The sequence below is a fragment of the Mesorhizobium sp. M0060 genome (assembly GCF_040323155.1).
GTDB lineage: Bacteria > Pseudomonadota > Alphaproteobacteria > Rhizobiales > Rhizobiaceae > Mesorhizobium.
In genome coordinates this window covers 22,640-43,035 of sequence record NZ_JAMYUP010000018.1, presented here as the reverse complement: position 1 = coordinate 43,035, position 20,396 = coordinate 22,640, and the positions used below count along the sequence as shown (strand labels likewise).

At 62.5% G+C, this 20,396-nt stretch carries 21 protein-coding genes and 1 pseudogene; 9 read left to right on the top strand and 13 right to left on the bottom strand.

Features of this window, described 5'->3' with window-relative positions; all coding sequences use genetic code 11:
* The first annotated feature begins 127 nt into the window (after positions 1 to 127).
* From thrC to NKJ94_RS18665, 4 genes are read left to right on the top strand one after another with little or no spacing between them, the layout of a single operon-like run.
* Positions 128 to 1,525 carry a threonine synthase gene (thrC, locus tag NKJ94_RS18680; RefSeq protein ID WP_352526989.1) on the top strand — a complete coding sequence of 466 codons (1,398 nt, stop codon included), beginning with the start codon at positions 128 to 130 and terminating at the stop codon, positions 1,523 to 1,525.
* Between the two features lie 14 nt (positions 1,526 to 1,539).
* Positions 1,540 to 2,832 carry a M16 family metallopeptidase gene (locus NKJ94_RS18675; RefSeq protein ID WP_352526988.1) on the top strand — a complete coding sequence of 431 codons (1,293 nt, stop codon included), beginning with the start codon at positions 1,540 to 1,542 and terminating at the stop codon, positions 2,830 to 2,832.
* Positions 2,833 to 2,847: 15 nt separating this feature from the next.
* A complete protein-coding gene (locus tag NKJ94_RS18670; RefSeq protein WP_352526987.1) occupies positions 2,848 to 3,444 on the top strand; it encodes a GNAT family N-acetyltransferase in 597 nt (198 codons plus the stop codon).
* Between the two features lie 2 nt (positions 3,445 to 3,446).
* On the top strand, positions 3,447 to 6,335 hold the full coding sequence (locus NKJ94_RS18665) for an EAL domain-containing protein (protein WP_352526986.1): 2,889 nt from the start codon (positions 3,447 to 3,449) through the stop codon (positions 6,333 to 6,335).
* A 23-nt stretch (positions 6,336 to 6,358) separates the two neighbouring features.
* Here the strand turns inward: NKJ94_RS18665 and NKJ94_RS18660 are convergent, their stop codons facing one another.
* A complete protein-coding gene (locus NKJ94_RS18660; protein WP_352527066.1) occupies positions 6,359 to 6,967 on the bottom strand; it encodes a YqgE/AlgH family protein in 609 nt (202 codons plus the stop codon).
* Between the two features lie 147 nt (positions 6,968 to 7,114).
* On the opposite strand from NKJ94_RS18660, the gene NKJ94_RS18655 reads away from it, so the two are divergent.
* The 3 genes from NKJ94_RS18655 to NKJ94_RS18645 all read left to right on the top strand — a co-directional run bounded on the left by NKJ94_RS18655 (position 7,115) and on the right by NKJ94_RS18645 (position 9,131).
* Positions 7,115 to 7,921 carry a protein-disulfide reductase DsbD domain-containing protein gene (locus NKJ94_RS18655; RefSeq protein ID WP_352526985.1) on the top strand — a complete coding sequence of 269 codons (807 nt, stop codon included), beginning with the start codon at positions 7,115 to 7,117 and terminating at the stop codon, positions 7,919 to 7,921.
* Between the two features lie 83 nt (positions 7,922 to 8,004).
* Positions 8,005 to 8,505, top strand: coding sequence for a peroxiredoxin (locus tag NKJ94_RS18650; RefSeq protein ID WP_352526984.1), 501 nt, complete (start codon positions 8,005 to 8,007; stop codon positions 8,503 to 8,505).
* Between the two features lie 146 nt (positions 8,506 to 8,651).
* On the top strand, positions 8,652 to 9,131 hold the full coding sequence (locus NKJ94_RS18645; RefSeq protein ID WP_352526983.1) for a DUF2938 domain-containing protein: 480 nt from the start codon (positions 8,652 to 8,654) through the stop codon (positions 9,129 to 9,131).
* A gap of 4 nt (positions 9,132 to 9,135) precedes the next feature.
* On the opposite strand, the gene NKJ94_RS18640 is transcribed toward NKJ94_RS18645, so the two are convergent.
* The 12 genes from NKJ94_RS18640 to coxB form a co-directional block, all read right to left on the bottom strand.
* A complete protein-coding gene (locus NKJ94_RS18640; protein WP_502896140.1) occupies positions 9,136 to 9,720 on the bottom strand; it encodes a histidine phosphatase family protein in 585 nt (194 codons plus the stop codon).
* Between the two features lie 41 nt (positions 9,721 to 9,761).
* The gene (gene rnhA / locus NKJ94_RS18635; protein WP_352526982.1) at positions 9,762 to 10,292 is read right to left on the bottom strand and encodes a ribonuclease HI; all 531 of its coding nucleotides are present in this window, start codon (positions 10,290 to 10,292) and stop codon (positions 9,762 to 9,764) included.
* A complete protein-coding gene (locus NKJ94_RS18630) occupies positions 10,289 to 11,251 on the bottom strand; it encodes a homoserine kinase (protein WP_352526981.1) in 963 nt (320 codons plus the stop codon). Before NKJ94_RS18630 ends, rnhA begins: the two co-directional genes overlap by 4 nt.
* A 5-nt stretch (positions 11,252 to 11,256) precedes the next feature.
* Entirely contained in the window at positions 11,257 to 12,261 is a 1,005-nt protein-coding gene (gene ispH, locus NKJ94_RS18625; protein WP_352526980.1) for a 4-hydroxy-3-methylbut-2-enyl diphosphate reductase, read from the bottom strand.
* 88 nt (positions 12,262 to 12,349) lie between these two features.
* Complete coding sequence (locus NKJ94_RS18620; protein ID WP_352526979.1) at positions 12,350 to 13,105, bottom strand: SURF1 family protein; 756 nt, start codon at positions 13,103 to 13,105, stop codon at positions 12,350 to 12,352.
* Positions 13,102 to 13,488: a DUF983 domain-containing protein gene (locus NKJ94_RS18615; RefSeq protein WP_352526978.1), complete on the bottom strand. Its 387-nt coding sequence runs from the start codon at positions 13,486 to 13,488 to the stop codon at positions 13,102 to 13,104. The genes NKJ94_RS18620 and NKJ94_RS18615 overlap by 4 nt, the downstream gene beginning before the upstream one ends.
* Positions 13,489 to 13,648: 160 nt before the next feature.
* Positions 13,649 to 14,530, bottom strand: a complete 882-nt coding sequence (locus NKJ94_RS18610) for a cytochrome c oxidase subunit 3 (protein ID WP_352526977.1) — start codon at positions 14,528 to 14,530, stop codon at positions 13,649 to 13,651.
* Between the two features lies 1 nt (position 14,531).
* Positions 14,532 to 15,164, bottom strand: a complete 633-nt coding sequence (locus tag NKJ94_RS18605; RefSeq protein ID WP_352526976.1) for a cytochrome c oxidase assembly protein — start codon at positions 15,162 to 15,164, stop codon at positions 14,532 to 14,534.
* A 7-nt stretch (positions 15,165 to 15,171) separates the two neighbouring features.
* Positions 15,172 to 15,339, bottom strand: a complete 168-nt coding sequence (locus NKJ94_RS18600) for a cytochrome c oxidase system small membrane protein (protein WP_502896141.1) — start codon at positions 15,337 to 15,339, stop codon at positions 15,172 to 15,174.
* The gene (locus NKJ94_RS18595; RefSeq protein ID WP_352526975.1) at positions 15,336 to 16,280 is read right to left on the bottom strand and encodes a heme o synthase; all 945 of its coding nucleotides are present in this window, start codon (positions 16,278 to 16,280) and stop codon (positions 15,336 to 15,338) included. Before NKJ94_RS18595 ends, NKJ94_RS18600 begins: the two co-directional genes overlap by 4 nt.
* 76 nt (positions 16,281 to 16,356) lie before the next feature.
* Positions 16,357 to 18,009, bottom strand: a complete 1,653-nt coding sequence (gene ctaD, locus NKJ94_RS18590) for a cytochrome c oxidase subunit I (RefSeq protein ID WP_023716920.1) — start codon at positions 18,007 to 18,009, stop codon at positions 16,357 to 16,359.
* Positions 18,010 to 18,048: 39 nt separating this feature from the next.
* Positions 18,049 to 18,924 carry a cytochrome c oxidase subunit II gene (gene coxB, locus NKJ94_RS18585; protein ID WP_352527064.1) on the bottom strand — a complete coding sequence of 292 codons (876 nt, stop codon included), beginning with the start codon at positions 18,922 to 18,924 and terminating at the stop codon, positions 18,049 to 18,051.
* A gap of 371 nt (positions 18,925 to 19,295) precedes the next feature.
* Between coxB and NKJ94_RS18580 the strand changes: the two genes are divergently transcribed.
* Together NKJ94_RS18580 and NKJ94_RS18575 are read left to right on the top strand one after the other, a co-directional pair.
* On the top strand, positions 19,296 to 19,820 hold the full coding sequence (locus NKJ94_RS18580; RefSeq protein ID WP_352526974.1) for an invasion associated locus B family protein: 525 nt from the start codon (positions 19,296 to 19,298) through the stop codon (positions 19,818 to 19,820).
* A 10-nt stretch (positions 19,821 to 19,830) separates the two neighbouring features.
* Positions 19,831 to 20,316: pseudogene (locus tag NKJ94_RS18575) on the top strand (GNAT family N-acetyltransferase).
* Positions 20,317 to 20,396 lie beyond the last annotated feature (80 nt).

Genomic DNA, 20,396 nt, shown 5'->3' with positions numbered 1-20,396 from the left:
AACTGCACTTCCCTCTCGCAAAGCCGGTGACGTATATCAACCGCGCGGCAAAAATGCGACTTAGCCAGCGCAGAAATCCACCACCCTGCGGCGGGCGAAGATTCCCGGCAGCAATGGAAACGTGACGATGCAATATGTGAGTACCCGCGGGGAAGCGCCCGCGCTTGGATTTTCCGGCGCGGTTCTGGCCGGACTGGCGCGCGACGGCGGGCTTTATCTGCCGAGCGCCTGGCCGCATTTTTCCGTAGCCGAGATCCGCGCCATGCGCGGCCTTGCCTATCCCGATCTGGCCATCCGTGTGCTGTCGCCGTTCCTCGGCGGCGAGATCGCGGCGCCGGTGTTCGAACGGCTGGTGCGCGAAGCCTATGCGACCTTCCGCCATGAGGCCGTCTGCCCGCTGGTGCAGACCGGGCCGAACCGGTTCGTGCTCGAGCTCTTCCACGGCCCGACGCTCGCTTTCAAGGACGTGGCGATGCAGCTTCTCGCGCGGCTGATGGACCATGTGCTGGCCGAGCGCGACCAGCACGCCACCATTGTCGGCGCCACCTCCGGCGACACCGGTGGGGCCGCCATCGATGCCTTTGCCGGGCGCAACCGTACCGACATCTTCGTACTTTTCCCGCACGGCCGCGTCTCGCCGGTGCAGCAGCGGCAGATGACGACCTCGACCGCCGCAAACGTCCATGCATTGGCGATCGAAGGCAATTTCGACGACTGCCAGGGCCTGGTGAAGGACATGTTCAACGACCACGGTTTTCGCGACCGGGTGTCGCTGTCCGGCGTCAATTCGATCAACTGGGCCCGCATCATGGCCCAGATCGTCTATTATTTTTCGTCCGCGCTGTCGCTCGGCGCGCCCGACAGGCCGGTTTCCTTCACCGTGCCGACCGGCAATTTCGGCGACATCTTCGCCGGCTACGCCGCCAAGAAGATGGGGCTGCCGATCGAGCGGCTGATCATAGCCACCAACGACAACGACATTCTGGCACGCACCTTGGCGACCGGCGAATACCGCATGAAGGGGGTCTTTTCGACCACCTCGCCATCGATGGACATCCAGATCTCTTCGAACTTTGAACGCTTGCTGTTCGAGGCGGCCGGCCGCGATGCCTCGACCGTGCGGCGCTACATGGACGGGCTCAAGCAGTCCGGCGCCTTCACTATCGAGGCCGGCGAAATCGGCAAGATCCGCTCCGAGTTCGACGCCGGCCGCGCCACCATGGACGAGGTTGCTGCTACAATCCGCGCCACACTTGCGGCGAGCGGCTATCTGCTCGACCCGCATACGGCCGCAGCCGTGCATGTGGCCGCCGGCAAGGCCGCCGGCGAGGTGCCGATGGTGGTGCTGGGCACTGCGCACCCGGCAAAGTTTCCGGCGGCCGTCGAGGCAGCCAGCGGCGTGTCGCCTGCCCTGCCCGCATGGCTAGACGGGTTGATGACGGCCGAGGAAAAATACACGGTACTTCCATCCGACCTGAAAATGGTGGAAGGTTATGTCGGCCGCCACACGCGGGCGGCGCGTTAGGGAGTAATTGCCATATGGGTGTTGAGGTAAGCCGTCTGTCGAACGGCCTGACAGTCGCCACCGAAACCCTTCCAAGCCTCGAATCCGTTGCCCTTGGCGCCTGGGTCAAGTCGGGCGCACGCAACGAGCGTGACGAAGAGCACGGAATGGCGCACTTGCTCGAGCACATGGCTTTCAAGGGTACCAAACGGCGAAGCGCCTTCGAGATCGCCTCGGAGATCGAGGATGTCGGCGGCGAGATCAACGCCGCTACCAGTGTCGAGACGACCTCCTATTACGCGAGGGTGCTGAGCGACAACGTGCCGCTGGCGGTCGATATCCTTTCCGACATCCTGCAGGAATCCGAATTCGATCCGCAGGAGCTGGAGCGCGAGCAACATGTGATTCTGCAGGAAATCGGCGCCGCTCACGATACGCCCGACGATGTCGTCTTCGATCACTTTACCGAGACCGCCTTCCGCCACCAGACTATTGGCCGCTCGATTCTCGGCACGCCGGAAACCGTCAAATCCTTCACCTCGAAGCAGCTGCACGACTTCATCGAACGGCAGTACGGCGCCGAGAACATGGTGATGGTGGCGGCCGGCGACATCAAGCACGACGATTTCGTGCGCGAGGTCGAAAAGCGTCTCGGCGGCTTCCGCGGCAAGGCCGACGGCACCATCCCGCAATATGCGCAGTATGTCGGCGGCGATTTTCGCGAAGACCGCGACTTGATGGACGCTCAGATCGTGCTGGGTTTCGAGGGTCGTGCCTATCACGTCCGCGACTTCTACGCCTCGCAGGTCCTGTCGATGATCCTCGGCGGCGGCATGTCGTCGCGGCTCTTTCAGGAAATCCGCGAAAAACGCGGCCTGTGCTATTCGGTTTATGCCTTCCACTGGGGGTTCTCCGATACCGGCATCTTCGGCGTCCATGCGGCGACCGGACAAAGCGATATTGCCGAGCTGGTGCCGGTGATCATCGACGAGTTGCAGAAGGCCGGTGAGAACATCCTGCAGGAGGAGCTTGACCGGGCGCGTGCCCAATATCGCGCCGGGCTGATCATGTCGGCCGAAAGCCCGGCAAGCCGCGCCTCGCAGATCGCCAGGCAGTTGCTTCTGTTCGGCAGGCCGATCGCCAAGGAAGAGCTGATGGAGCGGCTGTCGGCGTTGACGGTCGAGCGGCTGACGGACCTGTCGTCGCGGCTGTTTTCGACCAAGCCGACGCTTACAGCTGTCGGGCCGGTGGGTACGCTCGCGCCCTATGAGGCGATCCTCGATTCGCTTTCGGGCACGCAGACCACTGCCCGCAAGCTCGCCGTCTAAGCCTACCCGAGCCTCGTGTTCGCACTCCCCTTCTTTCGCCGCGACCTGCCGGCACTGAAGGGCGACCTTGTCACGCTGCGCGTGCCGCTGACCAACGACTATCGCGAGTGGTCGGTGCTGCGCGGCGAAAGCCGCGCTTTTCTTGAGCCGTGGGAGCCGCGATGGACGCCGGACGAGCTCGACCGCACCGCGTGGCGGCATCGTATCGGCCGCTACCGGGAGGACTACGCGCAGGGGACGGCCATCGCGTTCTTCATCTTCGAGAAAAGCAGCGGCAAGCTTGCCGGCGGTATCACCCTCGGCAATATCCGCCATGGCGTCGCCCAAAGCGGCCATATCGGCTACTGGATCGGCGAGCGCTTCAGCGGCCGCGGCCTGATGACCGACGCCGTCAAGGTGGTAACGCGTTTCGCCTTCGAAACGCTGCGGTTGCACCGGATCGAAGCTGCCTGTATCCCCGACAACGCCCGGTCGATCCGCGTGCTTGAAAAAGCCGGATTCCGGCGCGAAGGACTGCTACGATCCTATCTCAGGATCAACGGCATCTGGCAGGACCATTACCTATACGCCCGGATCGCGGACGATTCGCCGGGCGTTGGAACAAAGGGCTGATTTTGACGAATTTTCTGCGCAACGGGTCGCTGCTTGCCTTTATGCTGGCGGCAATCGTCACGCTCTGTGCGGCATCCTCGGCCTTTGCGGTCGAACCGATCAAGATTGCCCGCGACGACGTGGCGCTCGACCTTTCGGGCGCGGTCGAAATCTACCGCAATCAGGGCGAGAATTTCCAGGTCTCGACGGCACCCGGGCCGGACGGCATCGTGCGGCGCATCGAGGTCGAAGCCAATGACGCGCGCTCGACCGGCGACTGGGCGGTGTTCGCGCTCGCCAACACCACCGACCAGCAGCTCGACAGGCTGATTGTCGCACCACATTTCCGCTTGGTGAATTCCGGCCTGTTCTGGCCGGATCTCGGCTCGACCCGCATTGCCGCGATCACGCCCAGCGAGGGCTTTGCGCTCGACCGCCAGACCAGCCCCGACGCCGACGTGTTCCGGGTAACGCTGAACCCTGGAACGGTGATCACCTTCATCGCCGAGCTGGCCTCGCCCAAGCTGCCGCAGGTCTATCTGTGGGACCCTGAATCCTACAAGGACTCGGTCAATTCCTACACGCTGTTTCGTGGCATCGTCATCGGCATCGCCGGCCTGCTGGCGCTGTTCCTGACCATTCTTTTCGTCGTCAAGGGGACCTCGATGTTCCCGGCAACGGCGGCCCTTGCCTGGGCGGTGCTTGCCTATATCTGCGTCGATTTCGGCTTTCTCAACAAGATCATAGAAATCTCACCGGGCAATGAGCAGATGTGGCGCGCCGGAACGGAGGTAGCGCTTGCGGCGACCTTCGTGGTGTTCCTGTTTGCCTATCTCAACCTCAACCGGTGGCACGGCCATTTCAGCTACGGCGCACTGGTCTGGATTCTCGGGCTGGTGCTGATCGCCGGCGTCGCCATCGTCGATCCGGCGGTTGCCGCCGGCATTGCCAGGCTGTCCTTCGCCGCCACCGCGCTGACCGGGCTCGGCCTGATCATCTTCCTCGGTATACGCGGTTACGACCGCGCCATCATGCTGGTGCCCAGTTGGGTGATGGTGCTGCTGTGGCTATGTGGATCGTGGATGGCGATCACCGGTATGCTCGACAACGATATCGCCCAGCCGGCGCTGGGCGGCGGGCTGATTCTCATCATTCTGCTGATCGGCTTCACCGTGATGCAACACGCTTTTGCCGGCGGCGCCCTGCATCAGGGCCTGTTCTCCGACCTCGAGCGGCAGGCGCTGGCGGTTGCCGGATCGGGCGATACTGTGTGGGACTGGGACGTGCTGCGCGACCGCGTCGTCACTCGTCCCGACGTCAGCATCCAGCTCGGGCTGGCGCCCAACAGCCTCGGCGGCCCTGCCCGCAACTGGCTGCCGGTGCTGCATGCCGACGACCGCGACACGTTTCGCACGACGCTCGACGTGGTGCTCGAACACCGGCGCGGCCGGGTGTCGCAGAATTTCCGCCTGCGCGGCGCCGACGGGCACTATCACTGGTTTTCGTTGCGCGCCCGGCCGGTGATCGGATCGGACGGCGAGGTGATCCGCTGCGTCGGCACCATGGTCGACGTGACGGAGCAGAAAAAGTCTGAGGAACGGCTGCTGCACGACGCCGTGCACGACAATCTGACCGGCCTGCCGAACCGCGAGCTGTTCATGAACCGGCTGGAGGCGATCATCTCGATCGCGCGGACGGAAGAGAAGGTCCGTCCGACCGTCTTCGTCATCGACATCGACCGCTTCAAGCAGGTCAATGACGGGCTCGGCATCTCGGCCGGCGATACCATCCTGCTCACCATTGCGCGCCGGCTGCACCGGCTGCTCAAACCGAAGGATTCATTGTCGCGCTTTGCCGGCGACCAGTTCGCGCTGATGCTGCTTTCCGACCAGGACCCGGCCCGCATCGCGGCCGTCGCCGACGCCATCAAACATGCGATCAACAACCCGATCACCTTCGCCAAGCGCGAGATCGTGCTGACCGCCTCGATCGGGCTGATCACCTGGACCTCGGCGCAGACTTCTGCCGAGGACATGGTCAAGGACGCCGAGCTCGCCATGCATCAGGCCAAGCGTTTCGGTGGCGACAGGATCGAGCCGTTCCGGCCCGCCTTCCGCACCGTCGGCACCGACCGGCTGCAGTTCGAGTCCGATCTGCGTCGCGCCATCGAACGGCGTGAATTCACGCTCGCCTACCAGCCCATCGTGCGGCTGGAAGACGGCAGCGTTGCCGGATTCGAAGCGCTGCTGCGCTGGGACCATCCGCGCCGCGGCATGATCCCGCCAGCGGATTTCATCCCGGTCGCCGAAAACTGCGGGCTGATCGTGCAGCTTGGCCTGTTTGCCATGCAACAGGCTGCCGAAGACCTGGCGGGGTGGCAAAAGCAGATCGGCGATGCGCCGCTGTCGGTTTCGGTCAATCTGTCCAGCCGTCAACTCATCCGCCGCGACCTGGTCAGCGACGTCCGCTCGGTGATCGCGCGGGCCAATCTGAAGCCGCGCTGCTTCCGGCTCGAACTCACCGAATCGCTGGTGATGGACAATCCCGAGCAGACCGCTCATGTGCTGACCAAGCTGAAGCAGCTTGGCATCGGCCTGTCGCTGGACGATTTCGGCACCGGCTATTCATCGCTGGCCTATCTGACGCGCTTCCCCTTCGACACCATCAAGATCGACAAGAGCTTCGTCGACGACGCGACGCCGAAACGCGCGGTGCTGCTCAAATCCATGGTCAACATGGCGCATGAGCTCGGCCTTTCGGTTGTCGCCGAAGGCATTTCGGACGAGAGCGATGCGCTGGAGCTGCGGCAGATGGGCTGCGAATACGTGCAGAGCTTCATGTTCGGCGCGCCGATGCCGGGCGACCAGGTGCTGAAGACGCTGAAGGAACAGTACCCGCTGACTCAGGCGTGACAAGTTTCGGGACGTGATGAGGTTCAGGCGTGACCGGCAGCCAGGCTGAGATGCGCGAGATCGATGCCGATCGAGGCAAGTATCCGGTCGTATTTGCGGTCGATGTCGGCGTCGAACAGAAGCTCGGCACTTGCCGGGCAAGTCAGCCAACCATTCTCGACGATCTCGTTTTCAAGCTGGCCCGCACCCCAGCCGGCATAGCCGAGCGCCATCAGAGCCCGCCGGGGTCCGCGGCCGGAGGAGATGGCGCGCAATATGTCGACGGTCGCGGTCAGGCAGACGTCGTCGGACACGGCGAGCGAGGATTCCACCCGGTAGTCGCCCGAATGCAGGACGAAGCCGCGGCTGCGATCCACCGGTCCGCCATTGCGCACGACGAAGTCGCGCGCCGGCGCCGGCAGGCGAATTGCCTCCAGCTCGTTCATGATGCCGAGTTGCACGAGCAGGTCCGGAAACAGCATTTGCTGCGTCTGGTTGATGATCAGCCCCATCGCGCCTTCGTCGCTGTGCGCGCAAATGTAGATGACGGAGCGCGTGAAGCGGTCGTCCTTCATGCCGGGCATGGCAATCAGGAACTGGTCGTCGAGAAAGCCGGGTCCTGCGGCCGTCTTTTTATGGCGTAACAAATCCATGACCACAGCGTAACGCGTTTCCAGGGCGCCGAAAAGATGGGCGGCGCCCGATTTGATCAGGCTCATAAGCCGAAGGTCACGCAAATATGATGCCGGCGGCGTCATGAAATCATTGTGCGGCCATCAACAGACGATCAAATCATCGCCATGCAAAGCTTGAAAATCCTGCTGCTTAGCGTGGCCATTGGATCGGCGACCGGCCTCCCCGCCTCAGCCTCCTCGTCGGCCTGGTACAACAGCGAAGGCGGCAGGGTGCGGCTGGTGACGAGCGGCAAAGCCGACGAGGCCGGGCGTCTCCAGGGCGTCCTCGACATTGCGCTGAAGCCCGGCTGGAAGACCTATTGGCGCGACCCGGGCGATGCGGGCGTGCCACCACAGATAGACGTCTCGGCCAGCACCAACATTGCCGACGCGACGCTTTCGTTTCCGCCGCCGCAGCGCCATGATGACGGCTATGGCAAATGGGCCGGCTACGACCACCCGGTTTCGTTGCCGGTGACGTTCACGCTTGCCGCGCCCGGCCAGCCGGCCGTCATCGATGCGGACATCTTCCTCGGCATTTGCGAAACCATCTGCATCCCGGTGCAGACAAGGCTGACCGTCGATCCCGGCGCCGATCCCGACAACGCCGAGGATGCGGCACTGGTCAAGGCAGGCTTTGCAACCCTGCCCGCCACGGCAACGCCCGATTTCGGCATAAACGTACTGCCGGGCGACCACGAAACGCTGATTGTCGAAGCGAGCTTTCCGGGCACTCCCGAGGCCGCCGACTTCTTCGTTGCCGGCGAACGCGACTACATGTTCGGTGCCCCGGCGCGCAGCGAAAAGGATGGCAAGCTGATCTTTACGGTGCCGATCCTCGACAGGCCGTCGACAACGCCAACCGATGGCGGCCTTCACTACACACTGACAAGTGCCGCTGGCGCGGTCGAAGGCCTGCTGCCTTTTCCGTGATGCCAACGTCTGGACGGTTGCCGGGCGCGCCTTAGTTCGCTATCGCAAGGACACTCCCTTTCCATTCTCAAGCGAGGACCATCATGACGATCTCCGTTGGCGACAAACTGCCCAATGCGACGTTCAAGACAATGACCGCCGACGGTGCAAAGCCGATCACGACGGGCGAGATATTCTTAGGAAAGAAGGTCGTGCTGTTTGGCGTTCCAGGCGCCTTCACGCCGACCTGCAGCAACAATCATCTGCCGGGCTACCTGGATAATTACGACGCTATCCTGGCGCGCGGCGTCGATACTATCGCCGTCGTCTCGGTCAACGATGTTCACGTCATGGGGGCCTGGGCCCGCTTCAGCGGCGGTGAAGGCAAAATCCTTTATCTTGCCGATGGCAATGGCGATTTCGCCAAATCGGTCGGTCTCGACGCCGACCTCTCCGGCGGCGGCATGGGGCTGCGCTCGAGGCGTTTTTCGATGATCGTCGATGACGGCAAGGTCACCTCGCTCAATGTCGAGACAAAGCCCGGCGTCGACGAATCCGGCGCTGCTCACATTCTCGGACAGCTTTCCGTCTTGGCGACAGCATAGGCCAGGGACGGCGGCGGTCGCCTTCGAGCGCTGCGCGTCGAAAGGATGCTGCCTTTGCATCGGCGCATGATCCTTCCGAAAGCCGACCCGGTTTTCAGGGCCATGCGTCGGCCCTTCGGGACTGCTTGCTTCTGGGGACCTGGATTATGTCTGACATCTTTTGGCGCGCTGTCGCGATCGGTATCGGCGCAACCGCGCTTATGGATGTCTGGGCGATTTTCCTGAACAGGGCGTTTGCTCAGCCGCGGCCGAACTGGGGGCTGGTCGGCCGCTGGGTCTGGCATCTCAGGGAAGGCAAGGTCTTCCATGACGACATTGGCGAGGCCTCGCCCTATGCGCATGAATCAGCGCTTGGCTGGGCCTTTCATTATGCTGTCGGCATCGTCTACGGCATCATATTGGTCGTGCTGGCCGGAACGGCCTGGCTCGCCGCGCCGACCTTCCTGCCGGCCTTTGTCCTCGGCATCGTCACCGTCGGCGCCGGCTGGTTTCTGCTGGCGCCCGGCATGGGTGCCGGCTGGGCCGCTTCGAAGCGGCCCAACCCGATGCAGATCCGCGCCCTCAATCTTGTGTCGCACACGGTGTTCGCGCTCGGACTGTTCGGCACTGCGCTGCTGATCCGCTAAGCGTCTACGGCTGTACCGGCCCGTCGATCGGCTGCCATCCGTGGATAACGCGGCGTGCATCGATATCGTACGCGAAGTAGTTGCCGCCGCCCGCTGGCTGATCCGCCTGGCGGCTGATTTCCCGGCCGCTGAGGCAGAGCAGCAGGAGCGTTCCGACGCCGCCATGGCCCACGAAAGCAATGTCGTCCGCGTCGGCGGTGCCGAGCACGGCGTCGATCTCGCTCACGATGCGATGCTGGGCATCGATGGCCCGCTCCCATCCGCAAATGCTCTTGTGTGGATTGGCGAAGAACTGGTCCGCGACCGCTTCGAACTCCGGCGGCGGTAAAAATCCCGTTGCCGATCGGTCGTTCTCGTGCATCCGTTCCCTCACCTCGACCACAAGGCGGAGATGCCTTGCGACGATCTCGGCGGTTTCCATCGCCTTGCGTTCAGCCGACGACACGATCCGCCGGATCGACCCAACCCAGGGCTGATCGAGCATTGCAACCGTTCTCGCTCGTCCGATATCGGACAGCCCCCATTCGGGCACGGGAATGGTGGCATCGACCTGAACTTGGGGATGGGTGACATAATACAGAACCGGCACGATCGAGGTTCCCTGCCTGAGAGCGAGCCAGATCCTGGAACTCAATAGCTCTGGGTCGAGCGCCGCGCCTTCGCGACTGCCGGCTGTTTTGCCTGCTCGGCTGGCTTTGGCGGCGCGGCAGGCTTGACCGGACCTTTCTTGAACGGCGCCATGCCTTCACGCGCGAGTTGGTCGGCGCGCTCGTTCTCGACATGGCCGTCATGGCCCTTGACCCAGTTCCAGGTCACCTTGTGACGCTTGTTGGCCTCGTCCAGCGCCTGCCAGAGTTCACCGTTCTTGACCGGCTTCTTGTCGGCGGTCTTCCAGCCGTTCTTCTTCCAACCGTGGATCCACTTGGAAATGCCGTCCATGACGTATTTGCTGTCGGTATGAAGGTCGACCGTGCAGGGTTCCTTCAACGCATTCAGCGCCGAGATGGCAGCGAGCAGCTCCATGCGGTTGTTGGTCGTCTCCGCCTCGCCGCCGGAAAGCTCCTTGGTGGTGCCGTTGAAGCGCAGGATCGCGCCCCAGCCGCCAGGGCCGGGATTGCCCGAACAGGCACCGTCGGTGAAAATCTCAACGTGTTTGCTCATGCCAATCCATATTCCGAGGGAGACCTGATCGCCCGATGGAATCGCATCCTGCGGATATACTCGGTCGGGTCGCGTTTCATCACCAGCCCGCCGTCCGGAACCGTCAGCCAGTCATAGAGCCGGGTCAGCATGAAGCGCAGCGCCGAGCCGCGCGCCAGCATCGGCAGCGCAGCCTTCTCGTCGCTGCTCAACGGCCGCACGCTTTGGTAGCCGGCAAGCAGCGCCGTGCCCTTGGTCAGATTGAAGGAAAAATCCTTCTCGAAACACCAGGCGTTGAGGCAGGTGGCGACGTCATAGGCGTAGAGATCGTTGCAGGCGAAATAGAAGTCGATCAGCCCGGACAATTTTTCGCCGAGGAAAAAGACATTGTCCGGGAAAAGATCGGCATGGATGATGCCTTGCGGCAGACCCTTCGGCCAGTTCCGCTCGAAGTCGGCGAAATCGGCATCGACCTCGGCGGCCAGTCCCGGCTCGACCTCGTCGGCGCGCGCGCGGGCGGCGTTCCATAGCTTGCGCCAGCCATCGATGGCAAGGGCGTTCGGACGGGTCATCGGGAAGTCCGCCCCGGCAAGATGTAGTGCCGCCAGCGCCTTGCCGACCTCTGCGCAATGCGCGGCCGTCGGCCGCCGCAGCGACAGGCCTTCGAGAAAGGTGATGATGACCGCCGGCCGGCCGGCAAGCGTTCCAATCACACCGCCATCATGCGCGGTGACCGGGAGCGGGCACGAAATGCCCTTTCTTGCGAGGTGGGCCATGAGGCCGAGAAAGAACGGCAGGTCAGCCTTGTCGACGCGCTTCTCGTAAAGCGTCAGGATGTAGGAGCCGCTGCTGGTGTGCAGTAAAAAATTCGAGTTTTCGGTGCCTTCGGCGATGCCCTTGTAGGACAAGAGATCGCCGACCGGATAGTTCTTGAGGAAGGCGCCGAGCTCGCCCTCATTGACGTCGGTATAGACGGCCATGGTCCCTACGCGGCCCCATTGACGAAGGCCATGTCGGCCGCCGTCAGTTCGACATCGCGCAGCACCCGCATCACTGGAAAATCCTCCGTTTCCGTCGCCGTCACCGCCAGCTCGATGGTTACGTCGAAGCGCTGCCGGAAGGCATCGACGATCTCGTCGACGATGATCTCCGGAGCTGACGCACCGGCCGACAGTCCGAGCGTCGAAATGCCGGCAATGTCCGTCCACGGGATTTCCGAGGCGCGCTGCACGAGAAGCGACATCGAGGCGCCGGCGCGCTCGGCCACTTCGACAAGACGCCGCGAATTGGACGAGTTGGGGGCGCCGACGACCAGGAAGAGATCGGCGCCGGCCGCGGTCTCCTTGACCGCCTCCTGGCGGTTGGTGGTGGCGTAGCAGATCGATTCCGCCGCCGCTGCATGCAACTCGGGAAAACGTTGCTGCAGGGCGCGGATGATGCCGGCGGTGTCCTCGACCGACAGCGTCGTCTGGGTAACGAAGCCGAGCGCTTGCGGGTCGGCGGGCACGAAGCTTGCGGCGTCGGCTTCCGTCTCGATCAGCGTGACCGCACCATCCGGCAACTGGCCCATCGTGCCGATCACCTCCGGATGCCCTGCGTGGCCGATCAAAAGCACGTGGCGGCCAAGCCGCTGATGGCGCATCGCCTGCTTGTGAACTTTTGAGACCAGTGGGCAAGTCGCGTCGAGATAGAACAGGTTGCGGGCCTGGGCGTCGGCCGGCACCGATTTCGGCACGCCATGCGCCGAAAAGACGACTGGGCTCTGGCGATGCTCGGGCGGAATCTCGGAGAGCTCCTCGATGAACACCGCACCGAGGCTTTGCAGCCCTTCGACGACGTAGCGGTTGTGCACGATCTCGTGGCGGACATAAACCGGCGCGCCGTATTTCTTCAGCGCCAGCACGACGATCTGAATGGCACGGTCGACGCCGGCACAAAAGCCGCGCGGCTGGCAGAGCCGGATGGTCAGCGGTGGCTTTGTCTGAAGCATGATTGCGGGCCGGTTGATCGGATCGTGACTGAACTCAAGGCGCGAAATGAAGTGTGCTGCCCTGCCCTGTCAAGGGTAGTGGCGGCGATCATTGGTCTTTCGCCGGACGGCGGAACCAGGAGATGAGGACGCCAGCAAGCGCCGCGGCAAGGCCGTACCAGGTTATCGCATATTGCAGATGGCTGTTCGGCAGGTCGATGACGGTGACGCCGCCGACCGGCAGCCCGCCGGGGTTGGACGTGGCGTTCGCATCGATGAAGATCGGCACCAACCCGGCGCCGGCCGGCAGGCCGGCGCTCGAGGCCATCGCGTCACGATCCTTCCAGTAGAAGATGTTCTTCCCAGGATCATTGTCGGGAAGCATCATCGAGGGCTTGGCCGGCAGTGGGTTGCGGGCGAGCCCAGTCACCGTCACTTTGCCCGTCACCTGTCCCCGCGGCCGCTTGGCGGGGGCTTTAAAATCGTAAGGCACGAAGCCGCGGTTGATCAGCACGAAACGGCCATCATCGAGCTGCAGCGGCGTGAAGACATCGAAGCCGGACTGGCCTTCCCAGGTAGCGAGGAAATGCCGTTCGCCTCGATGCAGGAAAGCGCCGGTCACCGTCACCGGCGTGTAGTCCACGTCGCCGGTGGCGCCAAACCGCTTTTCGACTTCGGCCAGCGGCACAGGCGCCGAATGCGTGCGCTGGTCGATCGTCTGCAAAAGACCCTCTTTCCAGTGCAGGCGCTGAACCTGCCAGGTGCCGAGCGCCAGCAGGATCAAAAACAGGACGATACCCAAGCCGAGCGCCAATGCGCGCTTCGGCCGCGAATGGCCGACCACCGAATCGAAGGCCTCGCTCATTCGCCGCGGTCCAGCCGGCCCTCGGCCGCCTGGTTGCGGTATTGCAGCGTCAGCAGCACGCCCTTGATCAGCCTGAGCGCCGCCAGGCAAAGCACCAGCGTCAACGGAATCCATAGCAACAGGTGCAGCCAGAGCGGCGGATTGAGCGTCACCTCCATCCACAGCGCCAGGCCGACGACGATGAAGCCGATGATCAGGATAACGAACACCGCCGGCCCGTCACCGGCATCGGCGAAGGAATAATCGAGGCCGCAATTGGTGCAGCGATTGCCGACCGTGAGGAACCCGGAGAACAGCTTGCCCTCGCCACAGCGGGGGCAGCGGCCATGCAGGCCGGCCGAGATCGGATCGATTGGTGGCCAGATTGCCTTGTCGTCGCTCATGCAATTCCTTGAAGCATGACCTCGTCCGAAAACCGGTCCGCTTTTTGCTACGCTGACCTTCGGTTCGGGATCACGCTTATGCAATCTTACTGCGGTTAGCCGCAAAAGATAAGGCGGCCACGTCGCCGCAGCCGCCTTGTCGATTACCCTCAAGCAGTTGTCAGTGCGGTTCGATCATCGCGCCGTTCGAGGCCCAGACATAGATCGAGGCGAACAGGAACAGCCACACCACGTCGACGAAGTGCCAGTACCAGGCGGCCGCCTCGAAGCCGAAATGCTGCTTGGGCGTGAAGTCGCCCTTCACGGCGCGGATCAGGCAGACAGCCAAGAAGATAGTGCCGATGATGACGTGGAAACCATGGAAGCCGGTCGCCATGAAGAAGGTGGCGCCGTAGATCGAATCCCTGAAGCCGAACGGCGCGTGCATGTATTCGTAGGCCTGCACCATGGTGAACAGCATGCCGAGGCCGACGGTCAGCACCAGGCCGTTGATCAGCCCCTTGCGGTCGCCGTGGATGAGCGAGTGATGCGCCCAGGTCACCGTGGTGCCCGACAGAAGCAGGATGACGGTGTTGTAAAGCGGCAGGTGGAACGGGTCGAGAACTTCGATGCCCTTGGGCGGCCAGACGCCGCCGGTGAAGGCGGTGCGGGCGTATTGATGGACCTCGCCCGGAAACAGGCTGGCGTCGAAGAAGGCCCAGAACCAGGCGACGAAGAACATCACCTCGGAGGCAATGAACATGATCATGCCGTAGCGCAGATGCAGCGACACGACGCGGGTGTGGCGACCCTCATGCGCCTCCTTGATGGTGTCAGACCACCAGGCGAACATTGTGTAGATGACGATCAAAAGGCCAATGAAGAACAGCCACGGATTGGCGATGTTGAAGCCGAAAATCGGGAAATCGCCGCCCTTGAGATACTGCATATAACAGACGCCGCCGATCGCGGTCACCAGCGCTCCGACGGAGCCCAGAAAAGGCCACGGGCTCGGGTCGACGAGATGATAGTCATGCTGTGGTTTTGCGTGTGCGTCTGCCATATCAACCCCCGAGGCTTGCTTCGGTATCTGAAATCTTGTTGCGGCGGCCGTCGGCCGGCACCGATGATGCGACCGGCTTGGTCTTGTCGACCGGGAACATCGTGTAGGACAGGGTAATCGTCCTCAAATCCTTCAATTCCGGCGCGTTGACGATGTCGGGATCGACATAGAACACGACCGGCATGTCCAGCGTCTCGCCCGGCTTCAGCGTTGTGTCGGTGAAGCAGAAACACTCGACCTTGTTGAAGTAAGGCCCGGCCAGTTCCGGCTGCACGTTGAAGGTGGCGCGTCCGGTGATGGGCCGGCTGAATTTGTTCGTCGCGCTGTAATGCGCCTCGGCGGTTTCGCCGATCTTGATGGTGATCGAGCGGGCGACCGGCTGGAATTGCCAGGGAACGCCGACGGTGTTGGCATCGAAGCGGATGGTGATGTCGCGGTCGAGCACCCGATCGGCATATTGCTGGGTCGCCCGTTTGACGGTGCCGCCGTAGCCTGTCGCCTGGCAGAACATCGCATAGAGCGGCACCGCGGCGTAGGCCATGCCGATCATGCCGCCGAAGAAGGCGATGCAGACGCCGGCGACAACGCGGTTCGTATTCTTCTTCGCAGGATCGGTGACTGTTTGCCTGGTCATATTCAGCTCACATCGAGCCGGTGAGACTGTGACCAAATTTCACGATGGTCGCGACGTAGAATATGACGACCAGCGCCGCCAGCGCGAAACCGATTGCGGCCGAGCGATTGCGGCGGGCCTTCTGCTGACGTTCGGTCAGCGTGACCAGTTCAAGCTTCTTTTCGACCATGCTCATGCTCCACCGATGGTCAGCGCGCGCGCGACGACGCAATCGCCAAGGTAGGCGGCGAAGATGGCGAAGAGATAGAGCAGCGAATAGCCGAACAAGGCCTTGGCCGGCTTCATCGCCCGATCGTCATCGGCCATTTGCAGCACCTTCCACGCATACCAGACGAAGCCGGCGCCGAGCAGCAATGCAACGATGCCATAGACCGGCGTGGTGAACCCGAGAACCCAGGGCAGCACGCCAACCGGCGCGAGGACCAGCGCATAGGCAAAGATCTGGCGTCTGGTCGAGGCCTGGCCGGCAACATTCGGCATCATCGGAATGCCTGCCTTCGCATAGTCCTCCGACTTGAAGAGCGCGAGCGCCCAGAAGTGCGGTGGCGTCCACAGGAAGATGATCAGGAACAGCACCAAGCTTTCGAGGCTGACCGATCCGGTTGCCGCCGCCCAGCCTATGACCGGCGGAATGGCACCGGCAGCCCCGCCGATGACGATGTTCTGCGGCGTCCAGCGCTTCAGCCACATCGTATAGATAACGGCATAGAAAAAGATGGTGAAGGCCAGAAGCGATGCTGCCAACCAGTTGACCAGCACGCCCAGCGTCATCACCGACAGAACCGACAGCACCAGCCCGAAACTCAATGCCTCGCCTGGCCGGATGCGGCCGGCCGGCACGGGACGGCCGGCGGTGCGCGTCATCACCGCATCGATATCTGCGTCATACCACATGTTGAGCGCACCGGAGGCGCCGGCGCCGATGGCAATAGCCAGGATTGCGATCACCGCCAGCAGCGGATTGATGGTCACCGGGGCGGCGACCATGCCGACAAACGCAGTGAACACCACCAGCGACATGACGCGCGGCTTCAGCAGGGCGAAGAAATCGCCCGCCGTCGCTTCCGACATGCGGAAGCCCGGCTCGTCAATCAGTCTGTCTTCGGCAAGGGCCATGCGTACTTAAAGTCCATCATTCCGTTGGCCAAAACCACCGGGCGGGCCGGCGGTTCCGTATTAAGGAGGCAACCGCCTACTTGATCTTCGGCAACTGTTCCCACTGGTGGAACGGCGGCGGCGAAGGCAGCTGCCATTCCAGCGTGGTCGCACCCTCGCCCCAAGGATTGGCTCCGGCGACCCGCTTCTTCTGGAACGCCTCGAAGACGCCGAAGAGGAAGATGACGACGCCGACAGCCGAGATGTACGAGCCGTAGGACGACACCATATTCCAGCCGGCGAAGGCATCCGGATAGTCGATATAGCGACGCGGCATACCGGAGAGACCGAGGAAGTGCTGCGGGAAAAAGACCAGGTTGACGCCGACGAAAGTGACCCAGAAGTGGGTGTTGGCGATCACTGGCGAATACATGTAGCCGGTCATCTTCGGGAACCAGTAGTACCAGCCAGCGAAGATGGCGAAGACCGCGCCCAGTGACAGCACGTAGTGGAAGTGCGCGACCACGAAATAGGTGTCGTGCAGCGGGCGGTCGAGACCGGCATTGGCCAGTTGCACGCCGGTGACGCCGCCAACGGTGAACAGGAAGATGAAGCCGATCGCCCACAGCATCGGGGTCTTGAGCGAAATCGACCCGCCCCACATAGTGGCGATCCACGAGAAGATCTTCACACCCGTCGGCACCGCGATGACCATGGTGGCAAAGACGAAATAGCGCTGGGTGTCGAGCGACAGGCCCGTCGTGTACATGTGGTGGGCCCAGACGATGAAGCCCACCGCGCCGATGGCGACCATCGCATAGGCCATGCCGAGATAGCCGAACACCGGCTTCCTGGAAAAGGTCGAGATGATATGGCTGATGATGCCGAAACCCGGCAGGATCAGGATATAGACCTCCGGATGGCCGAAGAACCAGAACAGGTGCTGGAACAGGATCGGATCGCCGCCGCCGTCCGGGGCGAAGAAGGTAGTGCCGAAATTGCGGTCGGTCAAAAGCATGGTGATGCCGCCGGCCAACACCGGCAACGACAGCAGCAGCAGGAAGGCGGTGATCAACACCGACCAGGCGAACAGCGGCATCTTGTGCATGGTCATGCCGGGCGCGCGCATGTTGAAGATGGTGGTGATGAAGTTGATGGCGCCAAGAATCGAGGAGGCGCCGGCGATGTGGATTGAAAGGATCGCCAGGTCCATGGCCGGTCCGGGCTGGCCCGATGTCGACAGCGGCGGATAAAGCGTCCAGCCGCCGCCGACGCCATAGGCGCCAGGCGCACTCGGGACGAAGGCCGAGATAATCAGCAGGATGAAAGCCGGCGGCAGCAGCCAGAACGAGACGTTGTTCATGCGGGGGAACGCCATGTCCGGTGCGCCGATCATGATCGGCACCATCCAGTTGGCAAAGCCGCCGATCAGCGCCGGCATCACCATGAAGAAGATCATGATCAGGGCATGCGCCGTGGTGAAGGCATTGTACATGCTCTTGCCGCCGTCGATGGCGGCGTCACCGTTCATGCCGTAGACCATCTGTGCGAGGCCGGTGAAGATCTGGATGCCCGGCTCCTGCAATTCCATGCGCATGACGACCGACAAGGCGCCACCGATGCAGCCCGCCATGATCGCGAAGATCAGATAAAGCGTACCGATGTCCTTGTGGTTGGTCGAATACACCCACCGGACCCAGCCATGATACGGCTTGTGGTCGTGGTCGTCGTGAGCTGCAGCGTCTGCCATGGTCGGCTCCGTTCCCTGAATCTTTATCTGGTCGCGGCATTAGTTGCCGGCGGCCGCTACCTTGTTCGTGGCATCGACCGCGGCCATCAGCGCCTTGTTGGCGCCAGGAAGGTCGGTCTTGGCTGCCGCCAGCCAGGTCTTGTATTGCGCATCGGAGACGACGCGAATGGCGATCGGCATGAAGGCGTGATCCTTGCCGCAGAGTTCCGAGCACTGGCCGTAATAGAGGCCTTCCTTGTCGGCCTTGAACCAGACCTCGTTGATGCGGCCCGGAACCGCGTCGGTCTTGATGCCGAAGGACGGCATGGCAAAGGCGTGAATGACGTCGGTCGCCGTCACCAGCACGCGGGTCATGGTGTTGACCGGCACCACCATCTCATTGTCGACGGCAAGCAAGCGTGGATAGACGGCGCGATCTTCCTTGCCGGCAGCAGTCCTATCGGCATCCTGAAGAATCGCGGAATTGAAGGAAAGCGTGTTGTCGATCTGGTATTCGTAATCCCAATTCCACTGATTGCCCGTCGCCTTGACGGTCAGCTTGGCTTCTTCCGGCGGCGTGTATTGCGCGGTCAGCAGCTGAAACGAGGGAATGGCGAGACAGAGCAGGATAACGACGGGACCGACAGTCCAGATGACCTCGATCAGCGTGTTGTGGCTGGTGCGCGACGGGGTCGGGTTGACGCTCGCCCGGAACCTCAAAATGCAGTAGGCGATCAGAAAAAGCACCAAGGCGGTGATCACAATGATGAACGCGAACGAATAGTTCCCGAACCACTCGATCTGCCTCATAATGTCGGTCGCCGGAGGCTGAAAACTGGTCTCCCAAGGTTGGGGCTGGGCTGCATGAGCGGATGCAGCGGCAAACAACGTGGCGGCACTAGCTATGATTTTGGCGGTTGCCAGGAATTTTCTCATCGCCCTCGTCATCTCCCAGTTCCTCGCGATCGGACCGCAAGAATGTCGAACAATGCCGGGACGGGAATCCCGGACAATTCAAGGCTGGTTCAAACCATACTCTATTTCCCTCCGCAAGAAAGGAGCGCCGGAACTCGTGCGGCATTTTTGCGCGCAAGCGCGGCGGTGGCTTCGTGCGGTGGCCGCTCGTCGCGAATCACCGAAGCGGCATCCGTGCAGAATGAGCCGCGCGGCGCGCGGAGCCGTCGCAATTAGGGCGAAATTGGCACGGAAAAGCGCCTTGTCGCCTTTGTCGGGGCAGATCGCCGGGGTCTCGTCCTTTACTTGGGTTTAGCGCGGCTTAAAGTGCCGTGATTCGCAATGGAGCCGTCATGAACGTTTGGCTTTCGAGAACCTTGGCGAAGGTCATCCTTGTTGCCGCCGCAATAGCCTTGTCCGGCGTCGGCCTGGCCAATGCCGCGCAGCCAAGCGGCACGGTGAAGTCGACGCATGGAGCGTGGTCGATCATCTGCGATACGCCGGCCGGCGCTACGTCCGAACAATGCGTGATGATGCAGAATGTCGTCGCCGAGGACCGCCCGGAAATGGGTCTTTCCGTCGTCGTGCTGCGTACAGCCGACAACAAGGCCGAGATCCTGCGCGTGCTGGCGCCGCTCGGCGTGCTGTTACCCAACGGCCTTGGCCTCAATGTCGACGGCAAGGATATCGGCCGCGCCTATTTCGTGCGCTGTTTCCAGGACGGCTGCTATGCCGAGGTCATCCTGGAAAAGCCGCTGCTCGATACGCTGAAGACCGGGACGTCCGCCACCTTCATCGTCTTCCAGACGCCGGAAGAGGGCATCGGCATTCCCGTCGACCTCAAGGGTTTCGCCGACGGCTTCGCCGCCCTGCCTTGAGACTGCACGTTTGACGTTGAAACTGCTCGATCTGGACGACTTCGAGATATTCAAGCGAATTCGCCTGGAGGCTTTGCGCGCTGCGCCCGAAGCCTTCGCCAGCAGCGCAGCGGAATGGGAGAATCTTCCCGACGAAGAATGGCGGCGGCTGATGAACAACCCGGTCGTCGTCAGCTTTCGGGGCGGGGACCTGTCGGCATAATGGGCCTGATGCGCCAGCAGGCCAGCAAGATGGCGCACCGCGCGACCGTCGTCATGGTCTATTTGCGCGACAGCGAGCGTGGCGGCGGATACGCCGTCGGGATGCTCAATCTGCTGCTCGATCACGCCCGAGCATCGGGCATAAGGCAGGTCGAGTTGGCTGTAAGCTGAAAATCCAGCGGCCATACGATTCTATCAACGAGAAGGTTTTCACGAAATAGGCTGCATACCCGCCGGCTTTCTTCATGGAGGCCGGGAGATCGACGAAATCATGATGGCACGCCGCTTGATTTAGGATCGTGCTCCACCGTGAAGTTGCCGAACGGCGCCCCGGCGCCTACATGCCGTAAAATCAATTATTGAAGGGCCTGCGCC

Excerpts from the sequence above, each read along its gene's own strand:
- NKJ94_RS18660 (WP_352527066.1), bottom strand. The coding sequence starts at position 6,967 with ATGGATTTGTTACGCCATAAAAAGACGGCCGCAGGACCCGGCTTTCTC.
- NKJ94_RS18610 (WP_352526977.1), bottom strand. The coding sequence starts at position 14,530 with ATGGCAGACGCACACGCAAAACCACAGCATGACTATCATCTCGTCGAC.
- coxB (WP_352527064.1), bottom strand. The coding sequence starts at position 18,924 with ATGAGAAAATTCCTGGCAACCGCCAAAATCATAGCTAGTGCCGCCACG.
- NKJ94_RS18595 (WP_352526975.1), bottom strand. The coding sequence starts at position 16,280 with ATGGCCCTTGCCGAAGACAGACTGATTGACGAGCCGGGCTTCCGCATG.
- NKJ94_RS18650 (WP_352526984.1), top strand. The coding sequence starts at position 8,005 with ATGACGATCTCCGTTGGCGACAAACTGCCCAATGCGACGTTCAAGACA.
- thrC (WP_352526989.1), top strand. The coding sequence starts at position 128 with ATGCAATATGTGAGTACCCGCGGGGAAGCGCCCGCGCTTGGATTTTCC.
- NKJ94_RS18630 (WP_352526981.1), bottom strand. The coding sequence starts at position 11,251 with ATGGCCGTCTATACCGACGTCAATGAGGGCGAGCTCGGCGCCTTCCTC.
- rnhA (WP_352526982.1), bottom strand. The coding sequence starts at position 10,292 with ATGAGCAAACACGTTGAGATTTTCACCGACGGTGCCTGTTCGGGCAAT.
- NKJ94_RS18645 (WP_352526983.1), top strand. The coding sequence starts at position 8,652 with ATGTCTGACATCTTTTGGCGCGCTGTCGCGATCGGTATCGGCGCAACC.
- NKJ94_RS18615 (WP_352526978.1), bottom strand. The coding sequence starts at position 13,488 with ATGAGCGACGACAAGGCAATCTGGCCACCAATCGATCCGATCTCGGCC.
- NKJ94_RS18655 (WP_352526985.1), top strand. The coding sequence starts at position 7,115 with ATGCAAAGCTTGAAAATCCTGCTGCTTAGCGTGGCCATTGGATCGGCG.
- NKJ94_RS18620 (WP_352526979.1), bottom strand. The coding sequence starts at position 13,105 with ATGAGCGAGGCCTTCGATTCGGTGGTCGGCCATTCGCGGCCGAAGCGC.
- NKJ94_RS18580 (WP_352526974.1), top strand. The coding sequence starts at position 19,296 with ATGAACGTTTGGCTTTCGAGAACCTTGGCGAAGGTCATCCTTGTTGCC.
- NKJ94_RS18675 (WP_352526988.1), top strand. The coding sequence starts at position 1,540 with ATGGGTGTTGAGGTAAGCCGTCTGTCGAACGGCCTGACAGTCGCCACC.
- ctaD (WP_023716920.1), bottom strand. The coding sequence starts at position 18,009 with ATGGCAGACGCTGCAGCTCACGACGACCACGACCACAAGCCGTATCAT.
- NKJ94_RS18600 (WP_502896141.1), bottom strand. The coding sequence starts at position 15,339 with ATGAGCATGGTCGAAAAGAAGCTTGAACTGGTCACGCTGACCGAACGT.
- NKJ94_RS18605 (WP_352526976.1), bottom strand. The coding sequence starts at position 15,164 with ATGACCAGGCAAACAGTCACCGATCCTGCGAAGAAGAATACGAACCGC.
- ispH (WP_352526980.1), bottom strand. The coding sequence starts at position 12,261 with ATGCTTCAGACAAAGCCACCGCTGACCATCCGGCTCTGCCAGCCGCGC.